The organism is Streptomyces chrestomyceticus JCM 4735 (genome assembly GCF_003865135.1).
In the GTDB taxonomy this organism is placed as follows: domain Bacteria; phylum Actinomycetota; class Actinomycetes; order Streptomycetales; family Streptomycetaceae; genus Streptomyces; species Streptomyces chrestomyceticus.
This window is the reverse complement of the sequence record NZ_BHZC01000001.1, coordinates 5253842-5278997: the sequence shown is the minus strand read 5'-3', so window position 1 is coordinate 5278997 and position 25156 is coordinate 5253842. Positions and strand designations below refer to the sequence as shown.

36 protein-coding genes and 1 pseudogene are annotated in these 25156 nt (G+C 69.0%); 4 read left to right on the top strand and 33 right to left on the bottom strand.

Annotated elements, in window-relative coordinates:
- Window positions 1-31 precede the first annotated feature (31 nt).
- On the top strand, window positions 32-853 hold the full coding sequence (locus EJG53_RS22865; RefSeq protein WP_031003063.1) for a hypothetical protein: 822 nt from the start codon (window positions 32-34) through the stop codon (window positions 851-853).
- Window positions 854-880: 27 nt separating this feature from the next.
- On the opposite strand, the gene truA is transcribed toward EJG53_RS22865, so the two are convergent.
- The 33 genes and pseudogenes from truA to EJG53_RS22695 form a co-directional block, all read right to left on the bottom strand.
- Window positions 881-1732: a tRNA pseudouridine(38-40) synthase TruA gene (gene truA, locus EJG53_RS22860; RefSeq protein ID WP_125046330.1), complete on the bottom strand. Its 852-nt coding sequence runs from the start codon at window positions 1730-1732 to the stop codon at window positions 881-883.
- A 73-nt stretch (window positions 1733-1805) separates the two neighbouring features.
- A complete protein-coding gene (rplQ, locus tag EJG53_RS22855) occupies window positions 1806-2300 on the bottom strand; it encodes a 50S ribosomal protein L17 (protein WP_031003060.1) in 495 nt (164 codons plus the stop codon).
- A gap of 233 nt (window positions 2301-2533) precedes the next feature.
- Window positions 2534-3556 (bottom strand): DNA-directed RNA polymerase subunit alpha, encoded by a 1023-nt coding sequence (locus tag EJG53_RS22850; RefSeq protein WP_003956430.1) that lies wholly within the window; start codon window positions 3554-3556, stop codon window positions 2534-2536.
- Between the two features lie 197 nt (window positions 3557-3753).
- Window positions 3754-4157 (bottom strand): annotated as a pseudogene (gene rpsK / locus EJG53_RS22845) (30S ribosomal protein S11).
- A 64-nt stretch (window positions 4158-4221) separates the two neighbouring features.
- On the bottom strand, window positions 4222-4602 hold the full coding sequence (rpsM, locus tag EJG53_RS22840; protein ID WP_004571844.1) for a 30S ribosomal protein S13: 381 nt from the start codon (window positions 4600-4602) through the stop codon (window positions 4222-4224).
- 215 nt (window positions 4603-4817) lie between these two features.
- Complete coding sequence (gene rpmJ, locus EJG53_RS22835) at window positions 4818-4931, bottom strand: 50S ribosomal protein L36 (RefSeq protein ID WP_003956441.1); 114 nt, start codon at window positions 4929-4931, stop codon at window positions 4818-4820.
- A gap of 58 nt (window positions 4932-4989) precedes the next feature.
- Window positions 4990-5211: a translation initiation factor IF-1 gene (gene infA / locus EJG53_RS22830; RefSeq protein ID WP_003956442.1), complete on the bottom strand. Its 222-nt coding sequence runs from the start codon at window positions 5209-5211 to the stop codon at window positions 4990-4992.
- Window positions 5212-5404: 193 nt separating this feature from the next.
- Window positions 5405-6241, bottom strand: a complete 837-nt coding sequence (map, locus tag EJG53_RS22825; protein ID WP_031003058.1) for a type I methionyl aminopeptidase — start codon at window positions 6239-6241, stop codon at window positions 5405-5407.
- 127 nt (window positions 6242-6368) lie between these two features.
- The gene (locus EJG53_RS22820) at window positions 6369-7019 is read right to left on the bottom strand and encodes an adenylate kinase (protein ID WP_125046328.1); all 651 of its coding nucleotides are present in this window, start codon (window positions 7017-7019) and stop codon (window positions 6369-6371) included.
- Window positions 7019-8332: a preprotein translocase subunit SecY gene (gene secY, locus EJG53_RS22815; protein WP_125046327.1), complete on the bottom strand. Its 1314-nt coding sequence runs from the start codon at window positions 8330-8332 to the stop codon at window positions 7019-7021. Before secY ends, EJG53_RS22820 begins: the two co-directional genes overlap by 1 nt.
- 235 nt (window positions 8333-8567) lie before the next feature.
- Complete coding sequence (rplO, locus tag EJG53_RS22810; protein ID WP_030016979.1) at window positions 8568-9023, bottom strand: 50S ribosomal protein L15; 456 nt, start codon at window positions 9021-9023, stop codon at window positions 8568-8570.
- A 1-nt stretch (window position 9024) separates the two neighbouring features.
- Window positions 9025-9207 carry a 50S ribosomal protein L30 gene (gene rpmD / locus EJG53_RS22805; RefSeq protein ID WP_030016980.1) on the bottom strand — a complete coding sequence of 61 codons (183 nt, stop codon included), beginning with the start codon at window positions 9205-9207 and terminating at the stop codon, window positions 9025-9027.
- Entirely contained in the window at window positions 9207-9812 is a 606-nt protein-coding gene (gene rpsE, locus EJG53_RS22800; protein WP_031003053.1) for a 30S ribosomal protein S5, read from the bottom strand. The genes rpmD and rpsE overlap by 1 nt, the downstream gene beginning before the upstream one ends.
- 45 nt (window positions 9813-9857) lie before the next feature.
- Window positions 9858-10241, bottom strand: coding sequence for a 50S ribosomal protein L18 (gene rplR, locus EJG53_RS22795; protein ID WP_030375637.1), 384 nt, complete (start codon window positions 10239-10241; stop codon window positions 9858-9860).
- Window positions 10242-10244: 3 nt separating this feature from the next.
- On the bottom strand, window positions 10245-10784 hold the full coding sequence (gene rplF, locus EJG53_RS22790) for a 50S ribosomal protein L6 (protein WP_030016983.1): 540 nt from the start codon (window positions 10782-10784) through the stop codon (window positions 10245-10247).
- 22 nt (window positions 10785-10806) lie between these two features.
- Window positions 10807-11205 (bottom strand): 30S ribosomal protein S8, encoded by a 399-nt coding sequence (gene rpsH / locus EJG53_RS22785; RefSeq protein WP_004571835.1) that lies wholly within the window; start codon window positions 11203-11205, stop codon window positions 10807-10809.
- Between the two features lie 266 nt (window positions 11206-11471).
- The gene (locus EJG53_RS22775; protein WP_004571834.1) at window positions 11472-11657 is read right to left on the bottom strand and encodes a type Z 30S ribosomal protein S14; all 186 of its coding nucleotides are present in this window, start codon (window positions 11655-11657) and stop codon (window positions 11472-11474) included.
- Window positions 11658-11659: 2 nt separating this feature from the next.
- Window positions 11660-12220 (bottom strand): 50S ribosomal protein L5, encoded by a 561-nt coding sequence (gene rplE, locus EJG53_RS22770; RefSeq protein WP_030016984.1) that lies wholly within the window; start codon window positions 12218-12220, stop codon window positions 11660-11662.
- Window positions 12220-12543: a 50S ribosomal protein L24 gene (rplX, locus tag EJG53_RS22765; protein WP_031003050.1), complete on the bottom strand. Its 324-nt coding sequence runs from the start codon at window positions 12541-12543 to the stop codon at window positions 12220-12222. Before rplX ends, rplE begins: the two co-directional genes overlap by 1 nt.
- 3 nt (window positions 12544-12546) lie before the next feature.
- Entirely contained in the window at window positions 12547-12915 is a 369-nt protein-coding gene (gene rplN, locus EJG53_RS22760; protein ID WP_003974257.1) for a 50S ribosomal protein L14, read from the bottom strand.
- Between the two features lie 131 nt (window positions 12916-13046).
- Complete coding sequence (rpsQ, locus tag EJG53_RS22755) at window positions 13047-13331, bottom strand: 30S ribosomal protein S17 (RefSeq protein ID WP_004571831.1); 285 nt, start codon at window positions 13329-13331, stop codon at window positions 13047-13049.
- Window positions 13331-13555 carry a 50S ribosomal protein L29 gene (gene rpmC, locus EJG53_RS22750; RefSeq protein WP_004950453.1) on the bottom strand — a complete coding sequence of 75 codons (225 nt, stop codon included), beginning with the start codon at window positions 13553-13555 and terminating at the stop codon, window positions 13331-13333. The genes rpsQ and rpmC overlap by 1 nt, the downstream gene beginning before the upstream one ends.
- The gene (rplP, locus tag EJG53_RS22745; RefSeq protein WP_004571829.1) at window positions 13555-13974 is read right to left on the bottom strand and encodes a 50S ribosomal protein L16; all 420 of its coding nucleotides are present in this window, start codon (window positions 13972-13974) and stop codon (window positions 13555-13557) included. Before rplP ends, rpmC begins: the two co-directional genes overlap by 1 nt.
- Window positions 13975-13979: 5 nt before the next feature.
- On the bottom strand, window positions 13980-14807 hold the full coding sequence (gene rpsC / locus EJG53_RS22740; RefSeq protein WP_004571828.1) for a 30S ribosomal protein S3: 828 nt from the start codon (window positions 14805-14807) through the stop codon (window positions 13980-13982).
- Window positions 14807-15154 (bottom strand): 50S ribosomal protein L22, encoded by a 348-nt coding sequence (gene rplV / locus EJG53_RS22735; RefSeq protein WP_032926743.1) that lies wholly within the window; start codon window positions 15152-15154, stop codon window positions 14807-14809. Before rplV ends, rpsC begins: the two co-directional genes overlap by 1 nt.
- Before the next feature lie 44 nt (window positions 15155-15198).
- A complete protein-coding gene (gene rpsS / locus EJG53_RS22730) occupies window positions 15199-15480 on the bottom strand; it encodes a 30S ribosomal protein S19 (protein WP_030016988.1) in 282 nt (93 codons plus the stop codon).
- 12 nt (window positions 15481-15492) lie between these two features.
- Entirely contained in the window at window positions 15493-16329 is an 837-nt protein-coding gene (gene rplB, locus EJG53_RS22725; RefSeq protein ID WP_030016989.1) for a 50S ribosomal protein L2, read from the bottom strand.
- 39 nt (window positions 16330-16368) lie between these two features.
- The gene (rplW, locus tag EJG53_RS22720; RefSeq protein ID WP_030016990.1) at window positions 16369-16692 is read right to left on the bottom strand and encodes a 50S ribosomal protein L23; all 324 of its coding nucleotides are present in this window, start codon (window positions 16690-16692) and stop codon (window positions 16369-16371) included.
- Entirely contained in the window at window positions 16692-17342 is a 651-nt protein-coding gene (rplD, locus tag EJG53_RS22715) for a 50S ribosomal protein L4 (RefSeq protein WP_031003042.1), read from the bottom strand. Before rplD ends, rplW begins: the two co-directional genes overlap by 1 nt.
- 8 nt (window positions 17343-17350) lie before the next feature.
- Window positions 17351-17995, bottom strand: coding sequence for a 50S ribosomal protein L3 (rplC, locus tag EJG53_RS22710; RefSeq protein WP_030016992.1), 645 nt, complete (start codon window positions 17993-17995; stop codon window positions 17351-17353).
- 14 nt (window positions 17996-18009) lie between these two features.
- Window positions 18010-18318 (bottom strand): 30S ribosomal protein S10, encoded by a 309-nt coding sequence (rpsJ, locus tag EJG53_RS22705; RefSeq protein WP_004571821.1) that lies wholly within the window; start codon window positions 18316-18318, stop codon window positions 18010-18012.
- A 439-nt stretch (window positions 18319-18757) separates the two neighbouring features.
- A complete protein-coding gene (locus EJG53_RS22700; protein WP_125046325.1) occupies window positions 18758-19669 on the bottom strand; it encodes a helix-turn-helix transcriptional regulator in 912 nt (303 codons plus the stop codon).
- A 146-nt stretch (window positions 19670-19815) separates the two neighbouring features.
- Window positions 19816-20094 (bottom strand): hypothetical protein, encoded by a 279-nt coding sequence (locus tag EJG53_RS22695; protein WP_125046324.1) that lies wholly within the window; start codon window positions 20092-20094, stop codon window positions 19816-19818.
- 701 nt (window positions 20095-20795) lie between these two features.
- Here EJG53_RS22695 and EJG53_RS22690 point away from each other — a divergent pair.
- From EJG53_RS22690 to EJG53_RS22680, 3 genes are all read left to right on the top strand, one after another.
- On the top strand, window positions 20796-22163 hold the full coding sequence (locus EJG53_RS22690) for an MFS transporter (RefSeq protein ID WP_125046323.1): 1368 nt from the start codon (window positions 20796-20798) through the stop codon (window positions 22161-22163).
- Window positions 22164-22393: 230 nt separating this feature from the next.
- The gene (locus EJG53_RS22685) at window positions 22394-24328 is read left to right on the top strand and encodes a nucleotidyltransferase domain-containing protein (RefSeq protein ID WP_125046322.1); all 1935 of its coding nucleotides are present in this window, start codon (window positions 22394-22396) and stop codon (window positions 24326-24328) included.
- A complete protein-coding gene (locus tag EJG53_RS22680; RefSeq protein ID WP_125046321.1) occupies window positions 24315-25148 on the top strand; it encodes a TauD/TfdA family dioxygenase in 834 nt (277 codons plus the stop codon). Before EJG53_RS22685 ends, EJG53_RS22680 begins: the two co-directional genes overlap by 14 nt.
- Window positions 25149-25156: the final 8 nt, after the last annotated feature.

Below are 25156 nucleotides of genomic sequence, written 5' to 3'. Positions count from 1 at the left end.
GCGTTCCACCAACCGGTTTAGGATGCGCGGCATGAGCTTTGGGAATGGCGGGCCGTTCGGCCCTGGGGGACCGGACTCCTCGACTCCTGACTGGGACGCGCTCGCCGACGAGAGCGAGGCGCGCGGCCGCCGCAGACGCTGGCTCCTCATCGGCGGCGGCGCGCTGGCCACCGCGGCCGTGGCCGGCATCGTCGCCACCGCCGTGATCACCAGCAACAAGGGCGGCGACCTGCCGCGCCCGGTGACCCTGCCGACCGAGTCCGCGGCCCCCAAGCCGTCCTTCTCCGAGGTCTCCGTCCCGCCGCCGCCGAACCCGCGGGACTACATCACCGACCCCAAGAAGGACACCGCCGCCCTCACCCCCGCCGGCCTCTTCCCCGACCAGAACATGGTCCTCGGCAAGAACAGCTACCCCCGCCGGAGCACCGCCGTCACCGACGACTGCACGGCCGGCACCTACGGCGCCCTCGGCTCGGTCCTCAAGCACAACGGCTGCAAGAAGCTGCTGCGCGCCACCTACGCCAAGGACGGCGTGGCGGTCACCGTCGGCGTCGCCGTCTTCGACTCCAAGGCCGCCGCGTTCAAGGTCAAGGCAGCCGGCAAGCCCGGCCTCGCACCGCTGCCGGGCGACGGCGTCGGCTCCTTCTGCCAGGGCTCGCCCTGCACCACGTACGCCAACGCCACCGGCCGCTACGCCTACTTCACCATCGCCGGGAACCTCGACGGCTCGGCCGTCACCAACGCGTCCACCAAGGCCCTGCAGATAGGGCGGGACGGCGGCCAGTACGCCTTCCACCGCATCTGGCAGCGCGGCACGGACCAGGCGGCCAAGGCCGCCCGCGCCCAGTCCTGACGCCCGCGCGCCCGGCCCCGGGGCGGCTCAGCAGCAGCCGCCCCCCGGCAGGGTCCGCTTGTTGCGCGCCTCCTTGTTACGGGCCATGAGCTGGTCGTCCGCCGGATAGCCGACCTCTTCCAGCGTCAGCCCGTGCGGCCGTACGACGTGCACCGCCGAGTCCCGCACCCCGGCCGCCAGCACCTTGCCCGGCCACTCCACCGGCCGGTGCCCGTCCCCCACGAACAGCAGCGCGCCCACCAGGGACCGCACCATGTTGTGGCAGAAGGCGTCCGCCTTGACCGTCGCCGTGACGATCCCGTCCGCGTCCCGCACCCAGCTCAGCGTCTGGAGCGTACGGATCGTCGTGGCCCCCTCGCGCCGCTTGCAGTAGGCCGCGAAGTCGTGCTCCCCCAGCAGCGCCTGCGACGCCTCGTTCATCGCGTCGACGTCCAGGTCCCAGTCGTGCCACAGCACGTGACCGCGCAGCAGCGGGTCCACGCCGCCCGGGTGGTCGGTCACCCGATAGGCGTACCGCCGCCAGATCGCCGAGAACCGCGCGTTGAACCCGTACGGCGCCTCGGCCGCCCGCCACACCCGTACGTCCTTCGGCAGCCGCCCGGCCAGCCGCCGCAGCAGCTTGTCCGCGTGCTCGGCCCACAGCTCCGCGGGCAGATCCACGTGCGCCACCTGCCCACGCGCGTGCACCCCGGCGTCCGTCCGCCCCGCCACCGTCAGCTCGTACGTCTCCGCCGACCGCGTCACCGTCCGCAGCGCCGTCTCCAGCTCCTCCTGGACCGTGCGCCGCGCCCGCTGCTTCGCCCAGCCCGAGAAGTCCTTCCCGTCGTAGGAAAGGTCCAGCCGCACCCGTACGAACCCGGGCTCCACTTCATCGCTCACGCGTGCATCCTCTCAAGCGGAACGGGCCCGCCCCCCTGAGGGGAGCGGGCCCGTCCGGTGGCCTGTGTCAGGCTCAGGCGTCCTTGGACTCCTCGGCCGGGGCCTCGGCGGCCTCGCCCTTGGTGTCCTCGGCCTTGGCGGCCTCGTCGGACTCCTTCACCGCGCGCTTGGTCGCGGCCTCGGCCTCGGCAACGGTGGCCTTCTTGGCGATCTCGCCCTCGACCAGCTCGATGACGGCCATCGGGGCGTTGTCGCCACGACGGTTGCCGATCTTGGTGATACGGGTGTAACCACCCGGACGCTCCGAGAAGCGCGGCGCGATCTCCGTGAAGAGCGTGTGCACGACGCTCTTGTCCGAGATCAGCTGCATGACCTGACGGCGGTTGTGAAGGTCACCCTTCTTCGCCTTGGTCACCAGACGCTCGGCGTACGGACGCAGACGACGGGCCTTGGCCTCAGTCGTCGTGATCCGGCCGTGCTCGAACAGGCTGGTGGCCAGGTTGCGCAGCATAAGACGCTCGTGCGCGGCGCTGCCGCCCAGACGGGCACCCTTGGCGGGCTTCGGCATGGTATTTCTCCTTCATTGCTGCACCGGCCGTATCAGGTACCGGTGTCAGTTCCCGGGGGCGGGTGCCCCGCGGAAGATTGCACGCGGGCCGGAGGCCCGCTGGGCTGTCGTGGCTGAGCGCAGCTCATCCCTATCCAGCCCGTCCGGCGTTTGAGGACGATGCCTCAAGGCCGATACAAGCCGCACTCGACACGGCGGGCCAGCCGAGACCGGCCAACCCGCCGTACGGCGGCTCAGTACTGCTCGGTCTCCACGAAGCCCGCATCCGCGTCATCGTCGGCACCAAAGGCGTCAGCCGCGGCGGTCGGGTCGAACCCGGGAGGCGAGTCCTTCAGCGCCAGACCCATGCCGGCCAGCTTCGCCTTGACCTCGTCGATCGACTTCGCACCGAAGTTGCGGATGTCGAGCAGGTCGGCCTCGGAGCGGGCCACGAGCTCACCCACGGAGTGGATGCCCTCGCGCTTGAGGCAGTTGTACGACCGAACGGTGAGCTCCAGCTCCTCGATCGGCAGCGCCAGGTCGGCGGCCAGGGCGGCGTCCGTGGGGGACGGGCCCATGTCGATGCCCTCGGCGTCGATGTTGAGCTCGCGGGCCAGACCGAACAGCTCGACCAGGGTCTTGCCGGCCGACGCCATGGCGTCACGCGGGCGCATGGCCTGCTTGGTCTCGACGTCGACGATCAGCTTGTCGAAGTCGGTGCGCTGCTCGACACGGGTCGCCTCGACCTTGTAGGTGACCTTGAGAACCGGCGAGTAGATGGAGTCGACCGGGATCCGGCCGATCTCCTGGCCCACCTGCTTGTTCTGCACGGCGGAGACATAGCCGCGACCGCGCTCGACGGTCAGCTCCATCTCCAGCTTGCCCTTGCCGTTGAGGGTGGCGAGGACCAGGTCGGGGTTGTGCACCTCGACACCGGCCGGCGGGGCGATGTCCGCGGCGGTGACCAGGCCGGGGCCCTGCTTGCGCAGGTACATCACGACCGGCTCGTCGTGCTCCGAGGAGACGACGAGCTGCTTGATGTTCAGGATGAGGTCGGTGACGTCCTCCTTGACGCCCGGCACGGTGGTGAACTCGTGCAGGACACCGTCGATGCGGATGGACGTGACCGCCGCACCCGGGATCGAGGAGAGGAGCGTACGACGCAGGGAGTTGCCGAGGGTGTAGCCGAAGCCCGGCTCCAGCGGCTCGATCACGAACCGCGAGCGGTATTCGTCGACGACCTCTTCGGTCAGCGAGGGACGCTGAGCGATCAGCATGAGGTGTTTCGCCTTCCAGTCGTGGCACCCGCTATTTGATGCCAGCTCCGCCGGACGGTGGCCCGGCGGTTTCTACAAGGGTACGGGCGGCACGGCGCGGCTCCCAGGAGTCGCGGCGTACCGCCCGAAAGTGCCCGGTGCCGGGCCGCGCCGGAGCGCGGACCGACAGGCTGCGGCCCTATGAGGACCGCGCGACGTCAGACGCGACGGCGCTTGGGGGACGGCAGCCGTTGTGCGGCGTGGGGGTGACGTCCTGGATCGAGCCGACCTCCAGGCCGGTGGCCTGGAGCGAGCGGATCGCGGTCTCACGGCCGGAGCCGGGACCCTTGACGAAGACGTCGACCTTGCGCATGCCGTGCTCCTGCGCGCGGCGGGCGGCCGACTCGGCAGCCATCTGCGCGGCGAACGGCGTGGACTTGCGCGAGCCCTTGAAGCCCACGTGGCCCGCCGAGGCCCAGGAGATCACGTTGCCCGTGGGGTCGGTGATCGAAACGATGGTGTTGTTGAACGTGCTCTTGATGTGAGCGTGCCCGTGGGCGACGTTCTTCTTCTCCTTGCGGCGCACCTTCTTGGCGCCGGCCGTACGGCCCTTCGGAGGCATGTATTACTCCCGGTGGAGGTGGTCGGTCCTACAGCGAAGACCGCTGATGAGCGTCCGCTGAGGACTACTTCTTGCCCGGCTTCTTCTTGCCGGCGATCGCGCGACGCGGGCCCTTGCGGGTACGGGCGTTCGTGCTGGTGCGCTGACCGTGCACCGGCAGGCCGCGGCGGTGACGCAGACCCTGGTAGCAGCCGATCTCGACCTTGCGGCGGATGTCGGCCTGGATCTCGCGACGGAGGTCACCCTCGGTCTTGAGGTTGTTGTCCACGTACTCGCGGATCTTGACCAGGTCTTCCTCGGCCAGGTCGCGAACGCGGGTGTCCGGGTTCACGCCGGTGGCGGCGAGGGTCTGCTGCGACAGGGTGCGCCCGATGCCGAAGACGTAGGTGAGGGCGACCTCGACGCGCTTGTCGCGCGGGAGATCAACGCCTGCGAGGCGTGCCATTGATTGGCTCCTGAGGTATTCGGAGGTCTTCCGCAGCACCGTTCCCGTAAGACTCTTCAGCATTACGAGCCGGGTCCCCGGCCTCCGAGCCGGGGGTGTCGTCCCCTGCGTCCGCTACGTGAGCGGGCACGGGGGTCGGGTGTCTGCGTATGTACGTATTACTGTGCGTTTGCGTCGCGCGAAGATACTGCGAAATGCAGAGAGGTCGGCGTGCGTCAGCCCTGGCGCTGCTTGTGGCGCAGGTTGTCGCAGATCACCATGACCCGGCCGTGGCGGCGGATCACCTTGCACTTGTCGCAGATCTTCTTGACGCTCGGCTTGACCTTCATGGGTGTGAGGTTCTCCGGGTCAGTGCCGCCACCCCACGGGAGGGGGCGTCGACAAGATCTACTTGTAGCGGTAGACGATCCGGCCACGCGTCAGGTCGTAGGGAGACAGCTCCACGACGACCCGGTCATCCGGAAGGATGCGGATGTAGTGCATCCGCATCTTGCCGCTGATGTGCGCGAGGACCTTGTGACCGTTCTGAAGCTCCACCTTGAACATCGCGTTCGGGAGGGACTCGATCACGGTGCCCTCGATTTCGATGGCACCTTGCTTCTTGGCCACGCTTCGCCCTTCGAATCGGCTACCTTGATCAACTGCGTACGGACGCATACCCGGCAAACAGGCACACGGATGCACGACAGCCGACGCGTCAGTCTACGTCAGCGACCCCGAAAAGACGAATCCACGATTATTGCCCACGGACAGTGATCGTTACGCCTCGGGTCCGGCCCGTACCGCCGGCCGGGTGCGGGCCTCAGGCCAGCGGGTCGGGCGCGGCCTCGATGCCCAGCTCGGCCAGTTTCGCCTTGCCGCCGTCCGGGGCGGTCAGCACCAGCGGGCCCTGCTCGGTCAGCGCGACCGAGTGCTCCCAGTGCGAGGACCAGCTCCCGTCGTTCGACTTGACCGTCCAGTCGTCCGCCAGCACGTGGGTCTTGGCCGTACCCAGGTTGACCATGGGCTCGATGGCGATGCAGAAGCCCGGGACCAGCTTCGGACCGCGCCCGCGCTTGCGGTCGACGTAGTTCAGCAGGTGCGGGTCCATGTGCATCTCGGAGCCGATGCCGTGGCCGCCGTAGTCCTCGACGATGCCGTACTTGCCGTTGGCCGGGCGCGGCTGGCGGCGGATGTAGCCCTCGATCGCCTTGGAGATGTCGACCAGGCGGTTGCCCTTGCGGACGGCGGCGATGCCGGCCCACATGGACTCCTCGGTGACCCGGCTCAGCTCCACCAGCTCCGGAGAGTGACCGGAGCCCACGAAGGCGGTGTAGGCCGCGTCGCCGTGCCAGCCGTCGATGATCGCGCCGCAGTCGATGGAGATGATGTCGCCGTCGGCGAGCACGGTCTCGGTGTCGGGGATGCCGTGGACGACGACGTCGTTGACCGACGTGCAGATCGTCGCGGGGAAGCCGCCGTACCCGAGGAAGTTCGACTTGGCGCCGTGCTCGGCCAGCACCTTGCGCGCGGCGTCGTCCAGGTCCTTGGTGGTGGCGCCGGGCACCGCCACCTCCCGGGTGGCCGCGTGGATGGCGGCGACCACCAGCCCCGCCTCGCGCATCTTCGCGATCTGCTCGGGGTTCTTGATCTCCACCATGGGGGCCGACGCCTTCCTCAAACCGACTACTACGACGCTGCTGCGGCCGCAGAGGCCGCCACATACACGATACGGCCGCGGCGCCCGTGCCCGGGCACCGCGGCCGTGTGCGTGGTTCTCGTGCCTGTCAGGCCTTGTCCAGCGCGGCCATCGCGCGCTGGGTGACCTCGTCCACCTTGCCGAGGGCCGGGATCGTGACGACCAGGTCCTGCGCCTTGTAGTGGTCGATGATCGGCTCGGTCTCCGTGTGGTAGACCTCCAGCCGCTTGCGGACGGTGTCCTCGCGGTCGTCCTCACGCTGGTACAGGTCGCCGCCGCAGAGGTCGCAGACGCCCTCGGTCTTCGGCTTGTGGTAGTCCACATGGAAGACGTGGCTGCTGTCGTTGCGGCAGATCCGCCGGCCCGCGATCCGCTTGACGACCTCGTCCTCCGGGACCTCCAGGTCCAGGACGGCGTCCAGCTTCACGCCCTTGCCCTTGAGGTACGCGTCCAGCGCCTCGGCCTGGCCGATGTTGCGCGGGAAGCCGTCCAGCAGGAAACCGCCCTCGGCGTCCGGCTGGTCCATCCGGTCCTCGGCCATCGCGATCGTCACCGAGTCGGGGACCAGGTTGCCCGCGTCCATGTAGGACTTGGCCTCTTTGCCCAGGTCGGTGCCCTGGCTGATGTTGGCGCGGAACAGGTCGCCCGTAGAGATGTGCGGGATCGAGAGGTTCTTGGCGAGGTACGCGGCCTGCGTACCCTTCCCTGCCCCAGGAGGCCCGACGAGGACGATTCGCATCAGCGGAGGAACCCTTCGTAGTTGCGCTGCTGGAGCTGGCTCTCGATCTGCTTCACGGTCTCCAGACCCACACCCACGATGATCAGGATGCTCGTCCCGCCGAACGGGAAGTTCTGGTTGGCCTTGAACAGCACCAACGCCACGGTGGGCACCAGCGCGATCAGACCCAGATACAGCGAGCCCGGCCACGTGATCCGGTTGAGCACGTAGCTGAGGTACTCGGCCGTGGGGCGACCGGCCCGGATCCCCGGGATGAAGCCACCATACTTCTTCATGTTGTCGGCAACTTCTTCGGGGTTGAAGGAGATGGCGACGTAGAAGAACGCGAAGAAGACGATCAGCAGGAAGTACGTGACGATGTAGACCGGGTGGTTGCCCTTGGTGAAGTTCGTTTCGATCCAGGTCGCCCAGCCGGCCTTCGACCCGCTGAACTGTGCCACCAGGGCCGGGATGTAGAGCAGCGACGAAGCGAAGATGACGGGGATCACACCCGCCTGGTTCACCTTGAGCGGGATGTAGGTGGACGTACCGCCGTAGGAGCGACGTCCGATCATCCGCTTGGCGTACTGCACGGGGATCCGCCGCTGGGCCTGCTCGACGAAGACGACCAGGGCGACCATCGCCAGACCCACCACGATGACGGCGAAGAACTCGATCCAGCCGTCGGCGAGCTTGCCGGACATCTTGATCTGCCACAGCGAGCCGGGGAAGCCGGCCGCGATACCGACGAACATCAGGATCGACATGCCGTTGCCGATGCCGCGGTCGGTCACCAGCTCACCGAGCCACATGACCATGGCGGTGCCGGCGGTCATCGTGATGACCATGGTGATGGTCGTGAAGATCGTGTCGCTCGGCACGATCTCGCTGGCGACGGGGCAGCCCTGGAACAACGCGCCGCTCTTGGCGGTGGCGACCAGGCCGGTGCCCTGGAGGACCGCCAGCGCGACGGTCAGGTACCGGGTGTACTGAGTGATCTTTGCCTGTCCGGACTGGCCCTCTTTCTTGAGGGCCTCCAGACGGGGGATGACCACGGTCAGGAGCTGGAGGATGATGCTTGCCGTGATGTACGGCATGATCCCCAGCGCGAAGATCGTGATCTGGAGCAGCGCACCACCGCTGAACATGTTCACCAGGCCGAAGAGGCCGCCGTTGGCGCCGGCCTGCTTCATGCAGGTGTCGACATTGGAGTAGTTCACCCCGGGCACCGGAACATGCGCCCCGAGCCGGTAGACGAGCACAATGCCCAACGTGAACAGCAGCTTCTTGCGCAGGTCGGGCGTCTTGAACGCTCGGGCGAACGCGGTGAGCACGGTGCCTCCTGCGCCTCCCGCCTCTGGAGCGAGAGGTGACGGTCTTGAGGATCGACGAATACAAAGCGGCCAAAACCGCGCAGACATTAGCCCACGCGGTGGGGGTCCAGGGGAAGAACCCCCGGAAAATACAGCAACAGTGCACGCCACCTTACCGGCGACCATGCCCCCCTTGGAACGACCAACCGGGGATGCCCCAATACGTGGGCATCCCCGGTCAGTTGATTCACTGAGCTCAGATGAGCTCGGTGACGCTGCCACCGGCAGCGGTGATCTTCTCCTTGGCGGAGCCGGAGACGGAGTCCACCGTCACCGTCAGCGCCACGGAGATCTCGCCCTGGCCCAGGACCTTGACGAGCTCGTTCTTGCGCACCGCGCCCTTGGCGACCAGGTCGGTCACCGTGACCTCGCCACCCTGCGGGTAGAGCGCGGCCAGCTTGTCCAGGTTCACGACCTGGAACTGCTTGTGGGCGGGGTTCTTGAAGCCCTTCAGCTTCGGGAGGCGCATGTGGAGGGGCATCTGCCCACCCTCGAAGCGCTCCGGAACCTGGTAACGGGCCTTCGTGCCCTTGGTACCACGACCTGCGGTCTTACCCTTGGACGCCTCACCACGACCCACACGGGTCTTGGCGGTCTTGGCGCCCGGGGCAGGACGGAGGTTGTGGACCTTCAGCGGGTTGTTCTCCGCCATGTCAGTCGACCTCCTCGACCGTCACGAGGTGGCGGACGGTGTGCACCATGCCGCGGTACTCGGGACGGTCTTCCTTGACAACCACGTCGTTGATCTTCTTGAGACCGAGCGAACGCAGGGTGTCGCGGTGGTTCTGCTTGCTGCCGATGATGGACTTGGTCTGCGTGATCTTGAGCGAAGCCATTACGCGTTCACCCCGGCACGCGCCCGCAGCAGAGCGGCGGGAGCAACGTCCTCCAGCGGCAGACCACGGCGGGCGGCGATCTCCTCGGGGCGCTGCAGGCCCCGCAGAGCGGCCACCGTGGCGTGCACGATGTTGATCGGGTTCGACGAACCGAGCGACTTGCTCAGCACGTCGTGGATGCCCGCGCACTCCAGCACGGCACGCACCGGGCCACCGGCGATCACACCGGTACCGGGGGAAGCCGGCTTGAGCAGGACGACGCCCGCGGCCTCTTCGCCCTGGATGGGGTGCGGGATGGTGCCACCGATACGGGGGACCTTGAAGAAGTGCTTCTTGGCCTCCTCCACACCCTTGGCGATGGCGGCCGGCACCTCCTTGGCCTTGCCGTAACCGACACCCACGGTGCCGTCACCGTCGCCCACCACGACCAGCGCGGTGAAGCTGAAGCGACGACCACCCTTCACAACCTTGGCGACGCGGTTGATTGCGACAACACGCTCGACGTAGGCGGTCTTCTCGGCAGCAGCGCCGCCGTCCCGCCGGTCCTTACGGTCCCGCCGCTCGCCGCCACCGGCACCGCTCCCGCGGCGCTGGGGTCCAGCCATTGGATTTACCTCTCTCTGTTACGTCCGCTAGCTCGGAACCGGGGCTTAGAACTTCAGCCCGGCTTCGCGGGCGGCGTCGGCCAGAGCGGCAATCCGCCCGGCGTACTGCTTGCCACCACGGTCGAACACGACGGCCTCGACACCGGCGGCCTTGGCGCGCTCGGCGACCAGGGAGCCGACCTGCTTGGCCAGGTCCGTCTTGTTGCCCTCGCCACCGCGGATCGACGCGTCCAGGGTCGACGCCGACGCCAGGGTGTGACCCTTGATGTCGTCGATGACCTGGGCGGTGATACCGCGGTTGGACCGCGTCACGACCAGACGCGGACGCTCCGGCGTACCCGAAATCCGCTTGCGGATGCGGATGTGGCGACGCTTGGCGGCGGCGCGCTTGTAGGCGTCACCCTTCGCGACCTTCACACCGTATGCCATGGCTTACTTACCAGCCTTTCCGACCTTGCGGCGGATGACCTCGCCGGCGTACTTGACGCCCTTGGCCTTGTACGGGTCGGGCTTGCGCAGCTTGCGGATGTTCGCGGCGACCTCGCCGACCTTCTGCTTGTCGATGCCCTCGACGCTCAGCTTGGTCGGGGACTCGACCTTGAACGAGATGCCCTCGGGCGCCTCGACCAGGATCGGGTGGCTGTAACCGAGCGAGAACTCCAGGTTGGAGCCCTTCGCCTGGACGCGGTAACCGACACCACTGATTTCGAGCGCCTTGCTGAATCCCTGGGTCACGCCGGTGATCATGTTCGCCACCAGCGTGCGGGACAGGCCGTGCAGGGCCTTGTTCTGACGCTCGTCGTTCGGGCGGGTGACGGCGATGAAGCCGTCCTCACCCTTGGCGACCTCGATGGGCGCGGCGACGGTGTGCTGCAGGGAGCCCTTGGGACCCTTCACCGAAACCGTGCGGCCGTCGATGGTGACGTCCACACCAGCGGGAACCTGGATGGGCAGCTTGCCAATACGCGACATTAGCTATTCCTCCGTTCCCGAATTACCAGACGTAGGCGAGAACTTCTCCGCCTACGCCCTTCTTGCTGGCCTGCTGACCGGTGAGGAGACCGTGCGACGTGGAGATGATCGCCACGCCCAGGCCGCCGAGCACCTTCGGCAGGTTGGTGGACTTTGCGTAGACCCGCAGGCCCGGCTTCGAGATGCGCTTGATGCCGGCGATCGACCGCTCGCGGTTCGGACCGAACTTCAGCTCGAGGATGAGGTTCTTGCCGACCTCGGCGTCCTCGACCTTCCAGCCGGTGATGTAACCCTCCTGCTGGAGGATCTCCGCGATGTGCGACTTGATCTTGCTGTGCGGCATCACGACGGTGTCGTGGTACGCCGAGTTCGCGTTACGCAGACGCGTGAGCATGTCTGCGATGGGGTCAGTCATGGTCATGAATTGGCCTTCGGCCTCTCTCGCCGGGGTTTCCTGTATGCGCCATCCCTCTCCCCGAGCAGGGTCGGGACGGGTGCGGCGCGGGGACCTTCGGCGTAGTAAGTCGTTCCTGGGCGGCGGGGCGCCCAACCCTTCTACCCTACGGGATCAAAGGGCGGGGCCCCGCCGAACAGATGCTTACCGAGAGACTCCGGAACCACCCACATGATTCCTGCCGTCCGCCGGTGCGCCCGTGAGGGCGCTGGTCGGACGTGCGGGAGGGGGTGTTACCAGGAGCTCTTGGTCACGCCCGGCAGCTCGCCACGGTGAGCCATCTCACGGAGGCACACGCGGCACAGGCCGAACTTGCGGTAGACGGAGTGCGGCCGGCCGCAGCGCTGGCAACGCGTGTACGCGCGCACAGCGAACTTCGGCTTGCGGGCCGCCTTAGCGATCAGAGCCTTCTTCGCCACGGTCAGTTCTCCTTGAACGGGAAGCCGAGGTGACGAAGCAGGGCGCGGCCCTCATCGTCGTTGGACGCCGTGGTGACCACGGTGATGTCCATGCCCCGCTGCCGGTCGATCTTGTCCTGGTCGATCTCGTGGAACATGACCTGCTCCGTGAGACCGAAGGTGTAGTTGCCCCGACCGTCGAACTGCTTCGGGGACAGACCACGGAAGTCGCGGATGCGCGGCAGCGCGAGCGACAGCAGGCGGTCCAGGAACTCCCACATGCGGTCACCGCGGAGGGTGACGTGGGCACCGATCGGCTGGCCCTCGCGCAGCTTGAACTGCGCGATGGACTTACGGGCCTTGGTGACGGCCGGCTTCTGGCCGGTGATCGTGGTGAGGTCCTTGATGGCACCCTCGATCAGCTTGGAGTCGCGGGCGGCGTCGCCCACACCCATGTTGACCACGATCTTGGTCAGACCGGGGATCTGCATGACGTTCTCGTAGGAGAACTCGTCCTTCAGCTTCCCGGCGATCTCTTCGCGGTAGCGCTGCTTGAGGCGCGGCGCGTTGGTGGTGGCAGTCATCAGATGTCCTCACCGGTCCGCTTGGCAACGCGGATCTTGTTGCCCTCTTCGTCGAAGCGGTACCCGACGCGGGTGACGACCTTGTTGCCGTCCTTCTCCACAACGAGCTGCACGTTGCTCACGTGGATGGGGGCCTCGGTCGTCACGATGCCGCCGGTCTTGGAGCCGCGAGCGGTCTGACCGGCCTTGGTGTGCTTCTTGACCCGGTTGACACCCTCGACCAGGACACGGTCCTCGCGGGGGAAGGCCGCGATGACCTTGCCCTGCTTGCCCTTGTCCTTGCCGGTGATGATCTGGACCAGGTCGCCCTTCTTGATCTTCATCGGTTACAGCACCTCCGGCGCGAGCGAGATGATCTTCATGAACTTCTTCTCGCGCAGCTCCCGGCCCACCGGGCCGAAGATGCGGGTGCCGCGGGGGTCGCCATCGTTCTTGAGGATGACGGCCGCGTTCTCGTCGAAGCGGATGTACGAGCCGTCCGGACGGCGGCGCTCCTTGACGGTGCGAACGATGACCGCCTTGACGACGTCACCCTTCTTCACGTTGCCACCGGGGATCGCATCCTTGACGGTGGCGACGATGACGTCACCGATGCCCGCGTAGCGGCGGCCCGAACCACCGAGAACACGGATGGTGAGAATTTCCTTCGCACCCGTGTTGTCGGCGACCCGAAGCCGCGACTCCTGCTGGATCACGTCTATCTCCTGATCGTCTGCCGGTTCCCGGCGGGGGCCTCATTGCTGAGGCCCACCGCCGAGCCTGGCGGAACTGACCTGGGGGAAACCCCCCAGGCGGTATCTATAGGAATTCCCGAACGGGAATGTCCTTACTTGGCCTTCTCGAGGATCTCGACGATGCGCCAGCGCTTGCTCGCCGACAGCGGACGCGTCTCCATCAGGAGGACGCGGTCGCCGACACCGGCAGCGTTCTGCTCGTCGTGCGCCTTGAGCTTGTTCGTACGGCGGATGACCTTGCCGTACAGCGCGTGCTTGACACGGTCCTCGACAGCGACGACGACGGTCTTGTCCATCTTGTCGCTGACGACGAGACCCTCGCGGGTCTTGCGGAAGCCGCGCTGCTCGTTCGTCTCAGTCACATTCTTCTCGCTCATCAGGCGCTCTCCACCGTCTCGATGCCGAGCTCGCGCTCACGCATCAGGGTGTAGATCCGGGCGATGTCCTTGCGGACGGCCTTCAGCCGGCCGTGGTTTTCGAGCTGTCCGGTCGCCGCCTGGAAGCGGAGGTTGAACAGCTCCTCCTTGGCCTCGCGGAGCTTCGCAACGAGGTCCTCGTTGTTCAGCTCGCGCAGCTCGGTCGCCTTGGTACCGGCCGCCATCACGACTCACCTGCCTCGCGCCGCACGATGCGGCACTTCATCGGAAGCTTGTGGGCGGCGCGGGTCAGCGCCTCCTTCGCAACCTTTTCGTTCGGGAAGGACAGCTCGAACATCACCCGACCGGGCTTGACGTTCGCGACCCACCACTCCGGAGAACCCTTACCGGAACCCATGCGGGTCTCGGCCGGCTTCTTCGTCAGCGGGCGGTCCGGGTAAATGTTGATCCAGACCTTGCCGCCACGCTTGATGTGACGGGTCATGGCGATACGAGCGGACTCGATCTGCCGGTTCGTCACGTAGGCGGGGGTCACGGCCTGAATGCCGTACTCACCGAAGGCAAGCTCGGTGCCACCCTTGGCCATACCGTTGCGCTTCGGGTGGTGCTGCTTGCGGTGCTTGACCCTGCGAGGGATCAGCATGTCGGTCAGCCCTCCGTTCCGGTGCTCTCAGCAGCCGGAGCAGCGGCAGCGGCCTCGGCCTTGGGGGCCTCGGCAGCGGCGTTCTGCTGCGGCTTGCGGCCGCCACGGCCGCCGCGCTCGCCACCGCGGCGCGGGCGGTCGTTGCCGCCACCGCGGGCCGGGCGGTTACCCGCACGGGCGGCAGCGTTCTCGGCGCGGACCTCGGCGATGTTCTTGACGTCGCCCTTGTAGATCCAGACCTTCACACCGATACGGCCGAAGGTCGTCTTGGCCTCGAAGAAGCCGTAGTCGACGTTGGCGCGGAGCGTGTGCAGGGGCACGCGGCCCTCGCGGTAGAACTCCGAGCGCGACATCTCGGCGCCGCCGAGACGGCCACCGCACTGGATCTTGATGCCCTTGGCGCCGGCCTTCATCGTCGACTGCATGCTCTTGCGCATGGCGCGACGGAAGGAGACGCGGGAGGAAAGCTGCTCGGCGACGGCCTGGGCCACGAGCTGAGCATCGGTCTCGGGGTTCTTGACCTCGAGGATGTTCAGCTGGACCTGCTTGCCGGTCAGCTTCTCCAGTTCGCCGCGGATGCGGTCGGCCTCGGCGCCGCGGCGGCCGATGACGATGCCCGGACGAGCGGTGTGGATGTCGACGCGGACGCGCTCACGGGTGCGCTCGATCTCCACCTTGGAGATACCGGCGCGCTCCATGCCCTTCGTCATCATGCGACGAATGGCGACGTCTTCCTTGACGTAGTCCTTGTACAGCTTGTCGGCGTACCAACGCGACTTGAAGTCGGTGGTGATGCCGAGCCGGAACCCGTGCGGGTTTACCTTCTGGCCCATTACCGGGTTCCTTCCTTGCTGCTGACGACCACGGTGATGTGGCTGGTCCGCTTGCGGATCCGGTAGGCACGGCCCTGGGCACGCGGCCGGAACCGCTTCAGGGTCGGACCCTCGTCGACGTACGCCTCGGAAATGAAGAGGCTGCCGGCGTCGGTGTGGTCGTAGTTGTGCGCCGCGTTGGCAATGGCGCTGTCCAGCACCTTGCCGACGGGCACGCTCGCGGCCTGCGGGGCGAAACGCAGGACCGCCTGAGCCTCCGTGGCATCCATGCCACGGATAAGGTCCACCACGCGGCGGGCCTTCATGGGCGTGACGCGGATGTACCGCGCCTGGGCCCTGGCTTCCATGGTTGTCCCTTCGGTGTCAGTCATAAGTCTTCGCACTCCGCCGATCAGCGACGACGCGACTTGCGGTCGTCCTTCTCGTGGCCGCGGAAGGTGCGGGTCGGCGCAAACTCGCCGAGCTTGTGGCCGACCATCGACTCGGTGACGAACACCGGGACGTGCTTGCGGCCGTCGTGCACCGCGATCGTGTGGCCGAGCATGGCCGGGACGATCATGGAGCGGCGGGACCAGGTCTTGATGACGTTCTTGGTGCCGGCTTCGTTCTGCGTGTCCACCTTCTTGCTCAGGTGGTCGTCGACGAAGGGCCCCTTCTTGAGACTACGCGGCATCTAAACCCGCTCCTAGCGCTTCTTGTTCGTCTTGCGGCGGCGGACGATGTACTTGTTCGAAGCCTTCTTAGGCGAACGCGTACGACCCTCCTTCTGGCCCCAGGGCGAGACCGGGTGGCGACCACCGGAGGTCTTGCCCTCACCACCACCGTGCGGGTGGTCGACCGGGTTCATCACGACACCACGCACGGTCGGGCGGACGCCCTTCCAGCGCATACGGCCGGCCTTGCCCCAGTTGATGTTCGACTGCTCGGCGTTGCCGACCTCGCCGACGGTGGCGCGGCAGCGCACGTCGACCAGGCGGATCTCACCGGACGGCATACGAAGGTGGGCCATGGAGCCCTCCTTCGCCAGCAGCTGCACGGAGGCACCCGCGGAGCGGGCGAACTTCGCGCCGCCGCCGGGCCGCAGCTCGATGGCGTGGATCGTCGTACCGACCGGGATGTGGCGCAGCGGCAGGTTGTTGCCCGGCTTGATGTCGGCGCCCTGGCCGTTCTCAATCCGAGCACCCTGCACCAGGCCACGCGGCGCGATGATGTAGCGCTTCTCGCCGTCTGCGTAGTGCAGCAGCGCGATGCGCGCGGTGCGGTTGGGGTCGTACTCGATGTGCGCGACCTTGGCCGGCACGCCGTCCTTGTCGTGACGACGGAAGTCGATCACGCGGTAGGCGCGCTTGTGGCCACCGCCCTGGTGGCGAACGGTCACACGACCGGCGTTGTTACGGCCGCCCTTGCTGTGCAGCGGGCGGACCAGCGACTTCTCCGGCGTGGACCGCGTGATCTCGACAAAGTCGGCGACGCTGGAGCCACGACGGCCCGGGGTCGTCGGCTTGTACTTGCGGATACCCATTTCTCAGTCCTCGTCCGATTCCGGACGACTCGGACTCCGTTAGGAGACCGGGCCGCCGAAGATGTCGATACGGTCGCCCTCGGCGAGGGTCACGATGGCGCGCTTGGTGTTGGCGCGCTTACCGAAACCGGTGCGGGTGCGCTTGCGCTTGCCCTGGCGGTTGATCGTGTTGACCCCGGTGACCTTGACCGAGAAGACCGCCTCGACGGCCTGCTTGATCTGGGTCTTGTTCGCACGCGGGTCGACGATGAACGTGTACTTGTTCTCGTCCAGCAGCGCGTAGCTCTTCTCGGAGACGACCGGCTTGACCAGAAGGTCGCGCGGGTCCGAGAAGGACTTGCTGGTAACGGTCGCCTCAGTCATCAGGCGGCGCTCCCTTCGAGCTCAGCGGCCTTGGGACCAGCCACGAAGGACTCGAAGGCGGCCTTGGTGAAGACCACGTCGTCGGAGACGAGCACGTCGTACGTGTTCAGCTGGCCCGGCTCCAGGATGTGGACCTGGGGCAGGTTGCGGGCGGAGAGCCACGCGGCCTGGTCGGCGCGCTCGGCGACCAGCAGCACGTGCTTGCGCTCGCTGATCTTGCCGAGGAGAGCCTTGGCGGCCTTCGTGGAGACCTCGCCCTCGACCACGCCGGAGACGACGTGGATGCGGCTGTTGCGGGCCCGGTCGGTGAGGGCACCGCGCAGGGCGGCGGCCTTCATCTTCTTCGGGGTCCGCTGCGAGTAGTCACGCGGCACGGGACCGTGCACGACGCCACCGCCGGCGAACTGCGGCGCACGGGTCGAACCCTGGCGCGCGCGGCCGGTGCCCTTCTGGCGGTACGGCTTCTTGCCACCGCCGCGGACCTCGCCACGGGTCTTGGTCTTGTGCGTGCCCTGACGGGCCGCGGCCAGCTGCGCGACAACGACCTGGTGGATCAGCGGAACGCTGACCTTCGCGTCGAAGATCTCCGTGGGGAGCTCGACGGTCCCGGCCTTGTCGCCTGCCGGCGAAAGGATGTCAATGGTGCTCATCGGTTACCTCAGGCCCCCTTGGCCGCGGTACGGACCAGGACGAGGCCGCCGTTCGGACCAGGAACTGCGCCCTTGATGAGCAGCAGACCCTTCTCCGCGTCAACGGCATGGACGGTCAGGTTCTGGGTGGTGACCCGCTCGTTGCCCATACGGCCGGCCATCCGCATGCCCTTGAACACGCGGCCCGGGGTGGCGCAGCCACCGATGGAGCCCGGCTTGCGGTGCACGCGGTGGGCACCGTGCGAAGCCTTGCCGCCGTGGAAGCCGTGACGCTTCATGACACCGGCGAAGCCCTTGCCCTTGCTCTTGCCGGTCACGTCCACCTTGACGCCGGACTCGAAGGTCTCGGCGGTCAGCTCCTGGCCGAGGGTGTACTCACTGGCGTCAGTGGTACGGACCTCGACGAGGTGCCGGCGGGGGGTGACGTCGGCCTTCGCGAAGTGGCCCTTGAGGGGCTTGTTCACCTTGCGCGGGTCGATCTCGCCGAAGGCGATCTGGACGGAGTCGTAGCCGTCCTGGTCATTGGTGCGCACCTGGGTAACGACGCAGGGGCCGGCCTTGACCACAGTGACCGGGACGACACGGTTGTTCTCGTCCCAGACCTGGGTCATGCCGAGCTTCTCGCCCAGGATGCCCTTGATCTGCTTAGCCATCTCTACTGCGCCTCTCAGAGCTTGATCTCGATGTCAACGCCGGCCGGAAGGTCCAGGCGCATCAGCGAGTCAACGGTCTTGGGCGTCGGGTCGAGAATGTCGATCAGGCGCTTGTGCGTGCGCATCTCGAAGTGCTCGCGCGAGTCCTTGTACTTGTGCGGCGACTTGATGACGCAGTACACGTTCTTCTCGGTGGGGAGCGGCACCGGGCCCGCGACCGACGCACCAGTACGGGTCACCGTCTCGACGATCTTCTTCGCCGACGTGTCGATGACCTCGTGGTCGTAGGCCTTGAGCCGGATGCGGATCTTCTGTCCCGCCATGGCTACTTCGTAGTCCTGTCTCTCGTAACGCTCTGGGACCCGGTACGTTGCCGTCCATCCACCGACCTCCGACCCACGCGGTCGGGCGTGTCGCCCTCCTTCCCGCAGATCCCCGCAAGGGCGATCCTTCGAGAAGGAAAACGTGGGGGATGAACACCCACCGGGCGCCTGGCTGAGGCACCCCGCTGCACTTCCCGGAAGATTCCCGTACTTCCGCCCCTGATAAGGAGCGACGAATACCTAGGACTCGCTTCCAGTCCCCCCGGCGGGAGGCGCGCAGCATCGGCACTCAACCGAGCAACCTGGACAGTGTGCCACATCAGCGGCGGGCGCTGCCAATCGAGCGGGAGATCGTACACCGCGTCGTACCGTCCGGATGCACGGACCCGCCTCCGGCGTGCCGGGACCGACCGCCACCAGGGCGCTCACCGGCCCGCCCTCACGCGGCGATCGCGAGCTGCCACTGGATGCGGGCGGACTCCTCCGCGTGACGGTCGTCACCCTCCACGGCGAAGGTCGCGTGCGGGAAGTCGCGGATCTGGCGGAGCCACTCGCCGACCGTCGCCGTGCCGGGTACGGGCACGACGCGGCCCGAGCGGTCCGGGCCCTGGCTGGCGAGGACGGTGACCGTGAACTGGTCGGTCTCGGTCACCAGCACCACGTCGTGCGGGAACTGCGCCACCCGCTCCATGACCCCGCGGGCCGGTTCGCGCCCGTCGGCCACCACCAGGACGTGGTCGCCGTGCTCGTCGGTGGTCCCCTCGAAGCCCGCCAGTATGCCCAGGAACCGGTTTATGTGGCGGTTGCGCAGCTCGTCGATGACGCGCTGCCGCCCCTCCTGGAAGCCCGTGGTCGCGGCGAACCGGAACGTCAGCGAGACCCGGCCGGCCAGCGCCACGTCGATCTCCGCCATCTCCTCGCGCGTGGGGTGGACCGCCCCGTCGTCGAGGCCGTACGCCGCGAGCCAGCGGTTGACCTCCGACCACAGCCACGCCTGGGAACGCCCGACGGTCCCCTCGGCGGCCGGGAACGGGGCGCCCTGGGCCTTGCGCGCCCCGGCGGCCCACTGGGCGACGTTCTGCCGGGAGCGGCCCGTGCGCTCGGCGATCTCGTGTATGCCGACCAGGTCGCGGTCGAGGCGGCGCACCCTCAGGCGCGGCACCGCGGCGCGCGCCGCGGAGGCCGCTTCGAGCGCGGCCCGTACCGCGCAGTCGCCGGGCCAGGTGACGCTGAGCAGGTCGGTGCCGCCGGCCCGCGCCAGGAGGGCGTCACAGGTGTCGCGCAGCGCGTCGACGGCGTCCTGGTCGTCGACGGTCGCGCCCGTGACGACGAAGGTGAAGTCGAAGTCCATGGCGGCGTCCCCCTAGTCCTTGGGCAGGGTTGCAGGTCCGTTGTCGTTCGTCAACAGACAAAGCATGACAAAACCTGTCGCACCTCGCATGGGCAGCCGTCGTAAGACGCACGGTCACCACCGGCCCACCTCAGTTGACGCGGTGGTCACGCTTCGCCGCGCGGCATCCCCGTCAGACTGCGGTTCGCCGCGTCCTCCGGCAGCGGACACCGCGCCGCCAGCCGGTCGATCACGCGCGCGTGCGCGGTGGCGCTGCGCGGCGTGCCCGCCACCGGGATGACCGTGCAGCGCCCCGCGCACGGGCAGTAGAGCCGCCCCCAGTGTCCGTCCTTGCGCAGCGTCCAGCCACGGGCCGCCCACTTCTCCAGCACCCGCCGTACGTCCTTCTTGGGGTGATCGCAGGGCCTGATCTCGCTGCCGACCATCCGCTCACCGCCCGTCGGCGCGTACGGAGGACACCGGCGACCCGCGGCGCACGCGCGGCTTCGGGGCCGGCGCGGAGCCCGTGCCCCGCGGCGCGGCACGGGTGACGGGGTGAGCAAGTACCACGAGAGGCTGACTCCTCTGGTGCCGACTGGACTTCCTGGCGACGCCCGCCCTCCTCGGCGCGAGCCGCCCCTCCCCGGACGGTGACGCTCCGACACCAGCACGTTACTCCAAATGACGGAAGGCCCCTCGCCTTTTCGTGCGCGCCGCACCCGCGAACAGAACTCGCGCGCCGCGCGGCGCCGGGGCGCGGCGCACTCCCCTCCCCCGGCTCCGGCTCACGACCGCGCACCGCCGTTCGCTCCCCGGGCGCCGAGCGCAGCAGGATATCCGGCACGGACAGAAACACGCCGTCTCGCAATAGCCCCAAAATCCTACAGCTCACAAGAAATGGAAGCCTTCCGGCTGAAGCTGCGCCCCCGGCGACTACGCCGCACCCCCGGGGAATCCTGAACCATATCGGCGGGGCGAGCAGGAAGGAGGATTTCATGCAGCGTCCCTTTTCCGGACGTCCTTTCCGGCGCGGCGGCCGCGCCCGCTCCAGACATCGTCCTTTCCACGGCCGCCGGCCGTGCCGCGGCGGGAGAGATCCCGCCCCCGCGTACGGGAGACACCCGGGCCCCGTACGAGGGCGGCGGGCGTGACCGGGGCACCGGGCCCCGCCGCCGCCTCCCTCCCGCCCCGCCCCGAGGACGGCCCGGCGCGCCGCGCCACCACGACGTTCGGCTCGCTGCGCATCCGCAACTACCGGCTGTTCGCCTCCGGACAGGCCGTCTCCCACACCGGCACCTGGATGCAGCGCATCGCCCAGGACTGGCTGGTCGTCGAGCTGACCGGCTCCCCCGCCGCCGTCGGCTTGACCATCGGGCTCCAGTACGCGCCCATGCTGTTCCTCGGGCTGCACGGCGGTCTGATCGCCGACCGGCTGCCCATGCGCCGCCTGCTGCTCCACACCCAGGCCGCGCTCGGCACGACGGGGCTGGTCCTGGCCGTACTGGTCCTGTCCGGCCAGGTACGGCCCTGGCACGTGTACGTCATGGCGGCCGTGCTCGGTCTGGTCTCCGTCGCGGACGCCCCCGCCCGGCAGGCGTTCGTCTCCGAGCTGGTCGGGCCGGAGCAGTTGCGCAACGCGGTCAGCCTGAACTCCGCCGTCTTCCAGACCGCGCGCCTGGTCGGCCCGGCCGTCGCGGGCTTGGTGATCACGGCGGTGGGCATCGGCTGGGCCTTCCTCCTCAACGCCGTCTCCTACCTCGCGCCCCTCGTCGCCCTGCTGCTCATGCGCCCCGCCGAGATGTACCCGGCCGAGCGCGCCCCGCAGGGCAGCGGCCAGGTCAGGGCGACGCTGCGGCAGGTCCGACGTGATCCCGGGCTGCTGTGGCCGATCGTGCTGGTCGCCTTCGTCGGTACGTTCGGGTTCAACTTCCCGGTCTGGCTGACCACGTTCACCGTGCAGGTCTTCCGTACCGGCTCCGGCGTGTACGGCCTGCTCAACTCGCTGCTGGCGGCGGGTGCGGTGGCGGGGGCGCTGTGGGCGGCGCGCAGCCTCGCGCCGCCCCGGCGGGTGCTGACCACGGCGGCGCTGCTGTTCGGCGCGCTGGAGACGGCCGCCGCCCTGGCGCCCGCCCTGTGGCTGTTCGCGGCCCTGCTGGTCCCGGTCGGCATGGCCGGCCTGGTCGTCACCGCCACCGCCAACGCGCACGTCCAGCTCACCGCGGACGCCGCGACGCGGGGCCGGGTGATGAGCCTGTTCAAGATCGCGTTCGTGGGCGGCACGCCGGTGGCCGCGCCGGCCGTCGGCTGGATCACCGAGACCTGCGGGCCCCGCGCCGGCTTCCTCACCGGCGGCCTGACCTCGCTCGCGGCGGCCGGCGTCGTCGGCTGCGCGCTCTCCCGTCCGGCGGCCGAGCCGGAGACGGACCCACCGACGGACGCGGCGCCCGGCACCGGGCCGGAGCGCGGGACGGGGACGAAGCGGGACGGGGACGCGGACCCGGCCCCGCAGACCTGAATCCCGGCCGCGGGGCGCGGCCTTTTCCGCACAGCCGGTATTCACCTCCGTATGCACAACGCCCCGGAGACCGGGACGCCGGGAATTCCCGGGTCCCGCCAGGCGATCAGCTCCCATTCGTCCACCTGTCCCGCCCCACGAAAACACCCGTACGGAAAAGAAACGCACCGCACCGTCTTATGCCGAAAGCCCGGACCCCGTCCGACCGTGCACCTCCGGAGGAAAACACCATGCCCCTGAACCCACCCGCCGAAGACCGCCCACCGGCAGCACACCGGGTCATCGCCGTGAGCGGACCGGCGTACGTGGGCAAGGACACCCAGCTCCGCCTGCTCGCCCGCCGCATCCCGCAGATCGACACCCCCGCCCCCGCGGAGACCTACGCCTCCCGATGGCCCGCTCTGAGTGGCACCGAGGCCACCGGGTGGTGGCTCGACGGCGCTTCCTACCAGGAGCTGGCGGACGTCCTCGCCGCCGCCTACCTGGCCCGCGCCCGGCGCCCCCGGGCCAGTGGGGAAGTGCGCTGCGTACGGCAGGGCCTGCCCATGCTGGAAGCGACGCTCGCCGCCGTTGCCGCCGTACGCGAGCGGTGCGGTACGGCGCGGGCGGCCCGCGAAGCGCGCGCGGTACTGGCCCCGTACCGCACCGCCCTGCGCGCCTCCGAGGACACCGAGTACGGCGTCGTCCTGCTGCACGACGAGGACCCCGCCCAGAGCGCCGCGCGCGGCCTGGCCCGGTCCCTGGCCCCCGACAGCCTCCTGGAGTACTACCAGCGGCGGCTGAACGAGCAGATCAACCGCCTCCTCGACGAGGGACGGTTCGACACGGCCGTCGTCGTCGGCGACCGGCCCGCAGTCGACGTGCAGCACGAACTGCGGCAGCGTCTGCACCGGCTGTACCCCGCGATCCCGGAGTGCGCGCTCTCCCGGGTGCGGGTGGCGGCCCTGGGCGGCGACTGCGAGCACGCGCGCGACGCCGCCGGGGAGTACCTGCGCACCCGCCGCGGCTACGCCCGTCTCAACGCCGCCCACCTCGCCGCCGCGTCGCACGACCCGGCCCTACCGGACACCGCCGACGCCACCGCCCTGGCCGAGCGCATCGCCGACGGCCTCGACCGCTACTGCGCCGCGCACCCGTTCCTCGACCGCGTGAGCATCGAGCCCGTACGCGACCGGGCCACCGTCGAAGAGCTGCGCACGCTCTTCGGCGACCGGCTGCGCGCCGTACACCCCGAGCCCGGGACCGGCCCCGCAGCCGCCCCGCACGCGCCCGCCCCGCGCGCCCTCGACCTCACCGACTCCGTGCCGGGCGCCGCACCCGAGTACGCCACGTCCGGATCCGCCGCTCAGCACGCCGCCCCTTGGCCCCGCCTGCGCCTCCAGCGGCACCTGGACCGCCTCGCCTTCGACGCCGCCTGGACGTTCCGGCCGCTCAAGCCCGTCTCCGTACACAGCCTGAACCTCCCGAGCCACCTCGGGACGTACCTGCGTGACCTGCGCGAACGGCTCACCCGGCCCGGTACGGCCGTGGACCTGGTCGCCGTGACCGGCAGCGCGGCCCGGGGCACGTACCGGGAGGGCTGGAGCGACCTGGACGTCCTGGTCCTGGCGCCGCAGGACGCCCTCCCCCGGCTCCGGAGCGTCCGTACGGAGCTGGCACCGGTGCTGAACGGAGTCCGGATGACCATGACGGTCCTCACCGAGGACGAGTTCCGCGCGGGCGCCCTGCCGCCCCGGCTGCTGCACGTCCTCACCCTCAGCGGCGCGGGCGCCCTCGCCCCCCTGTGGTGCGCCCCCGGCCTCGCCCTGCCCGTACCGGACGCCGTCACGTACGCCGACGTCAGTGTGCGCGACGGCGTCCAGGCCGCCGTCACCCTCCGCAAACAGCTTCTGCTCGCCGAACCGGACCTGCGGGTGCTCTACAAGGCCACCGCCCTGCTCGCGAAGATCATGCTCCGGATGGAGAGCGGAGCCGAGTACCCGGCCGACGACCAGGCCGTCACCGCCTTCCACCACCGCCGTCCCGACGGTTTCGGGGCCGCGCCCGGCGACGTACGGTACGACCGCGCCGGCACCGAACGGATGGCCGCCGCCGTCCTGCGCGGCTGGCTCGCCACGCTCACCCCGGCTCCGCGACCGGAGGCCACCGGCCATGGCGCCACCTGACCTGCGCCGCCCGTTCGGCTCCGGACTGTCCGTGGCCGCGCAGATCGTCCGGGTGCCCTCGATGTGCTGCATGTCGGCCGCGCAGGAACGCGAGCTGCTGGCCGCGTTCAACCGGTACGGCTTCGCGATCCTGCGCTGCGCCGAGCGGGCCAGGAGCCGCCAGGACCTGCTCAGCCTGCGCCGTCGCTTCGGCGCCCCGGTGCCGCACCCGCGCGCGGACGGCGACGGGATCGTGCCGATCAGCCCGGCCCGCCCGGTCGCCGGCTTCCTCGGCTCCAGCCGCGTGGAGCACCTGCTGCACACCGACGGCGCGTTCCGTGACCGCCCGGAGGCCCTGATGACGCTCCAGTGCGTCCGGCCCGCCGTGCGCGGCGGCCTGTCCGTCCTGGCCAGCGCCCAGGCCGCCTACGAGTATCTGGCGCGGCACTTCCCCGGCCGACGGGACGCGCTGGCCGAGCCCGACGCGCTGACGATCACCCGTACCGACCAGACCAGTACCCAGCCGCTGTTCCACCGCCGGGACGGCGTCTGCACGCTGAGGTTCCGGATGGCGGACGGCGTGTCGCGGGTCGTCCCGCGCGCGGACGTCCGTGACCAGTACGCCGAGCTGTGCCGGTTCTTCGCCGCCCCCGCCAACCGGCTGAGCTTCAAGCTCGCCGTCGGCGACGTACTGATCGCCGACAACACGGCCCTGGTGCACGGCAGGACACCCATCCCCGCCGGGATGCCCCGCGTGATGCGCCGCCTCAACTTCGACGCCACGGGGCCGGTCTGCGACCGGATGGCCTTCGGCTTCCCCGCACGGCCGGTACGGCCGTGAGCCCGGGC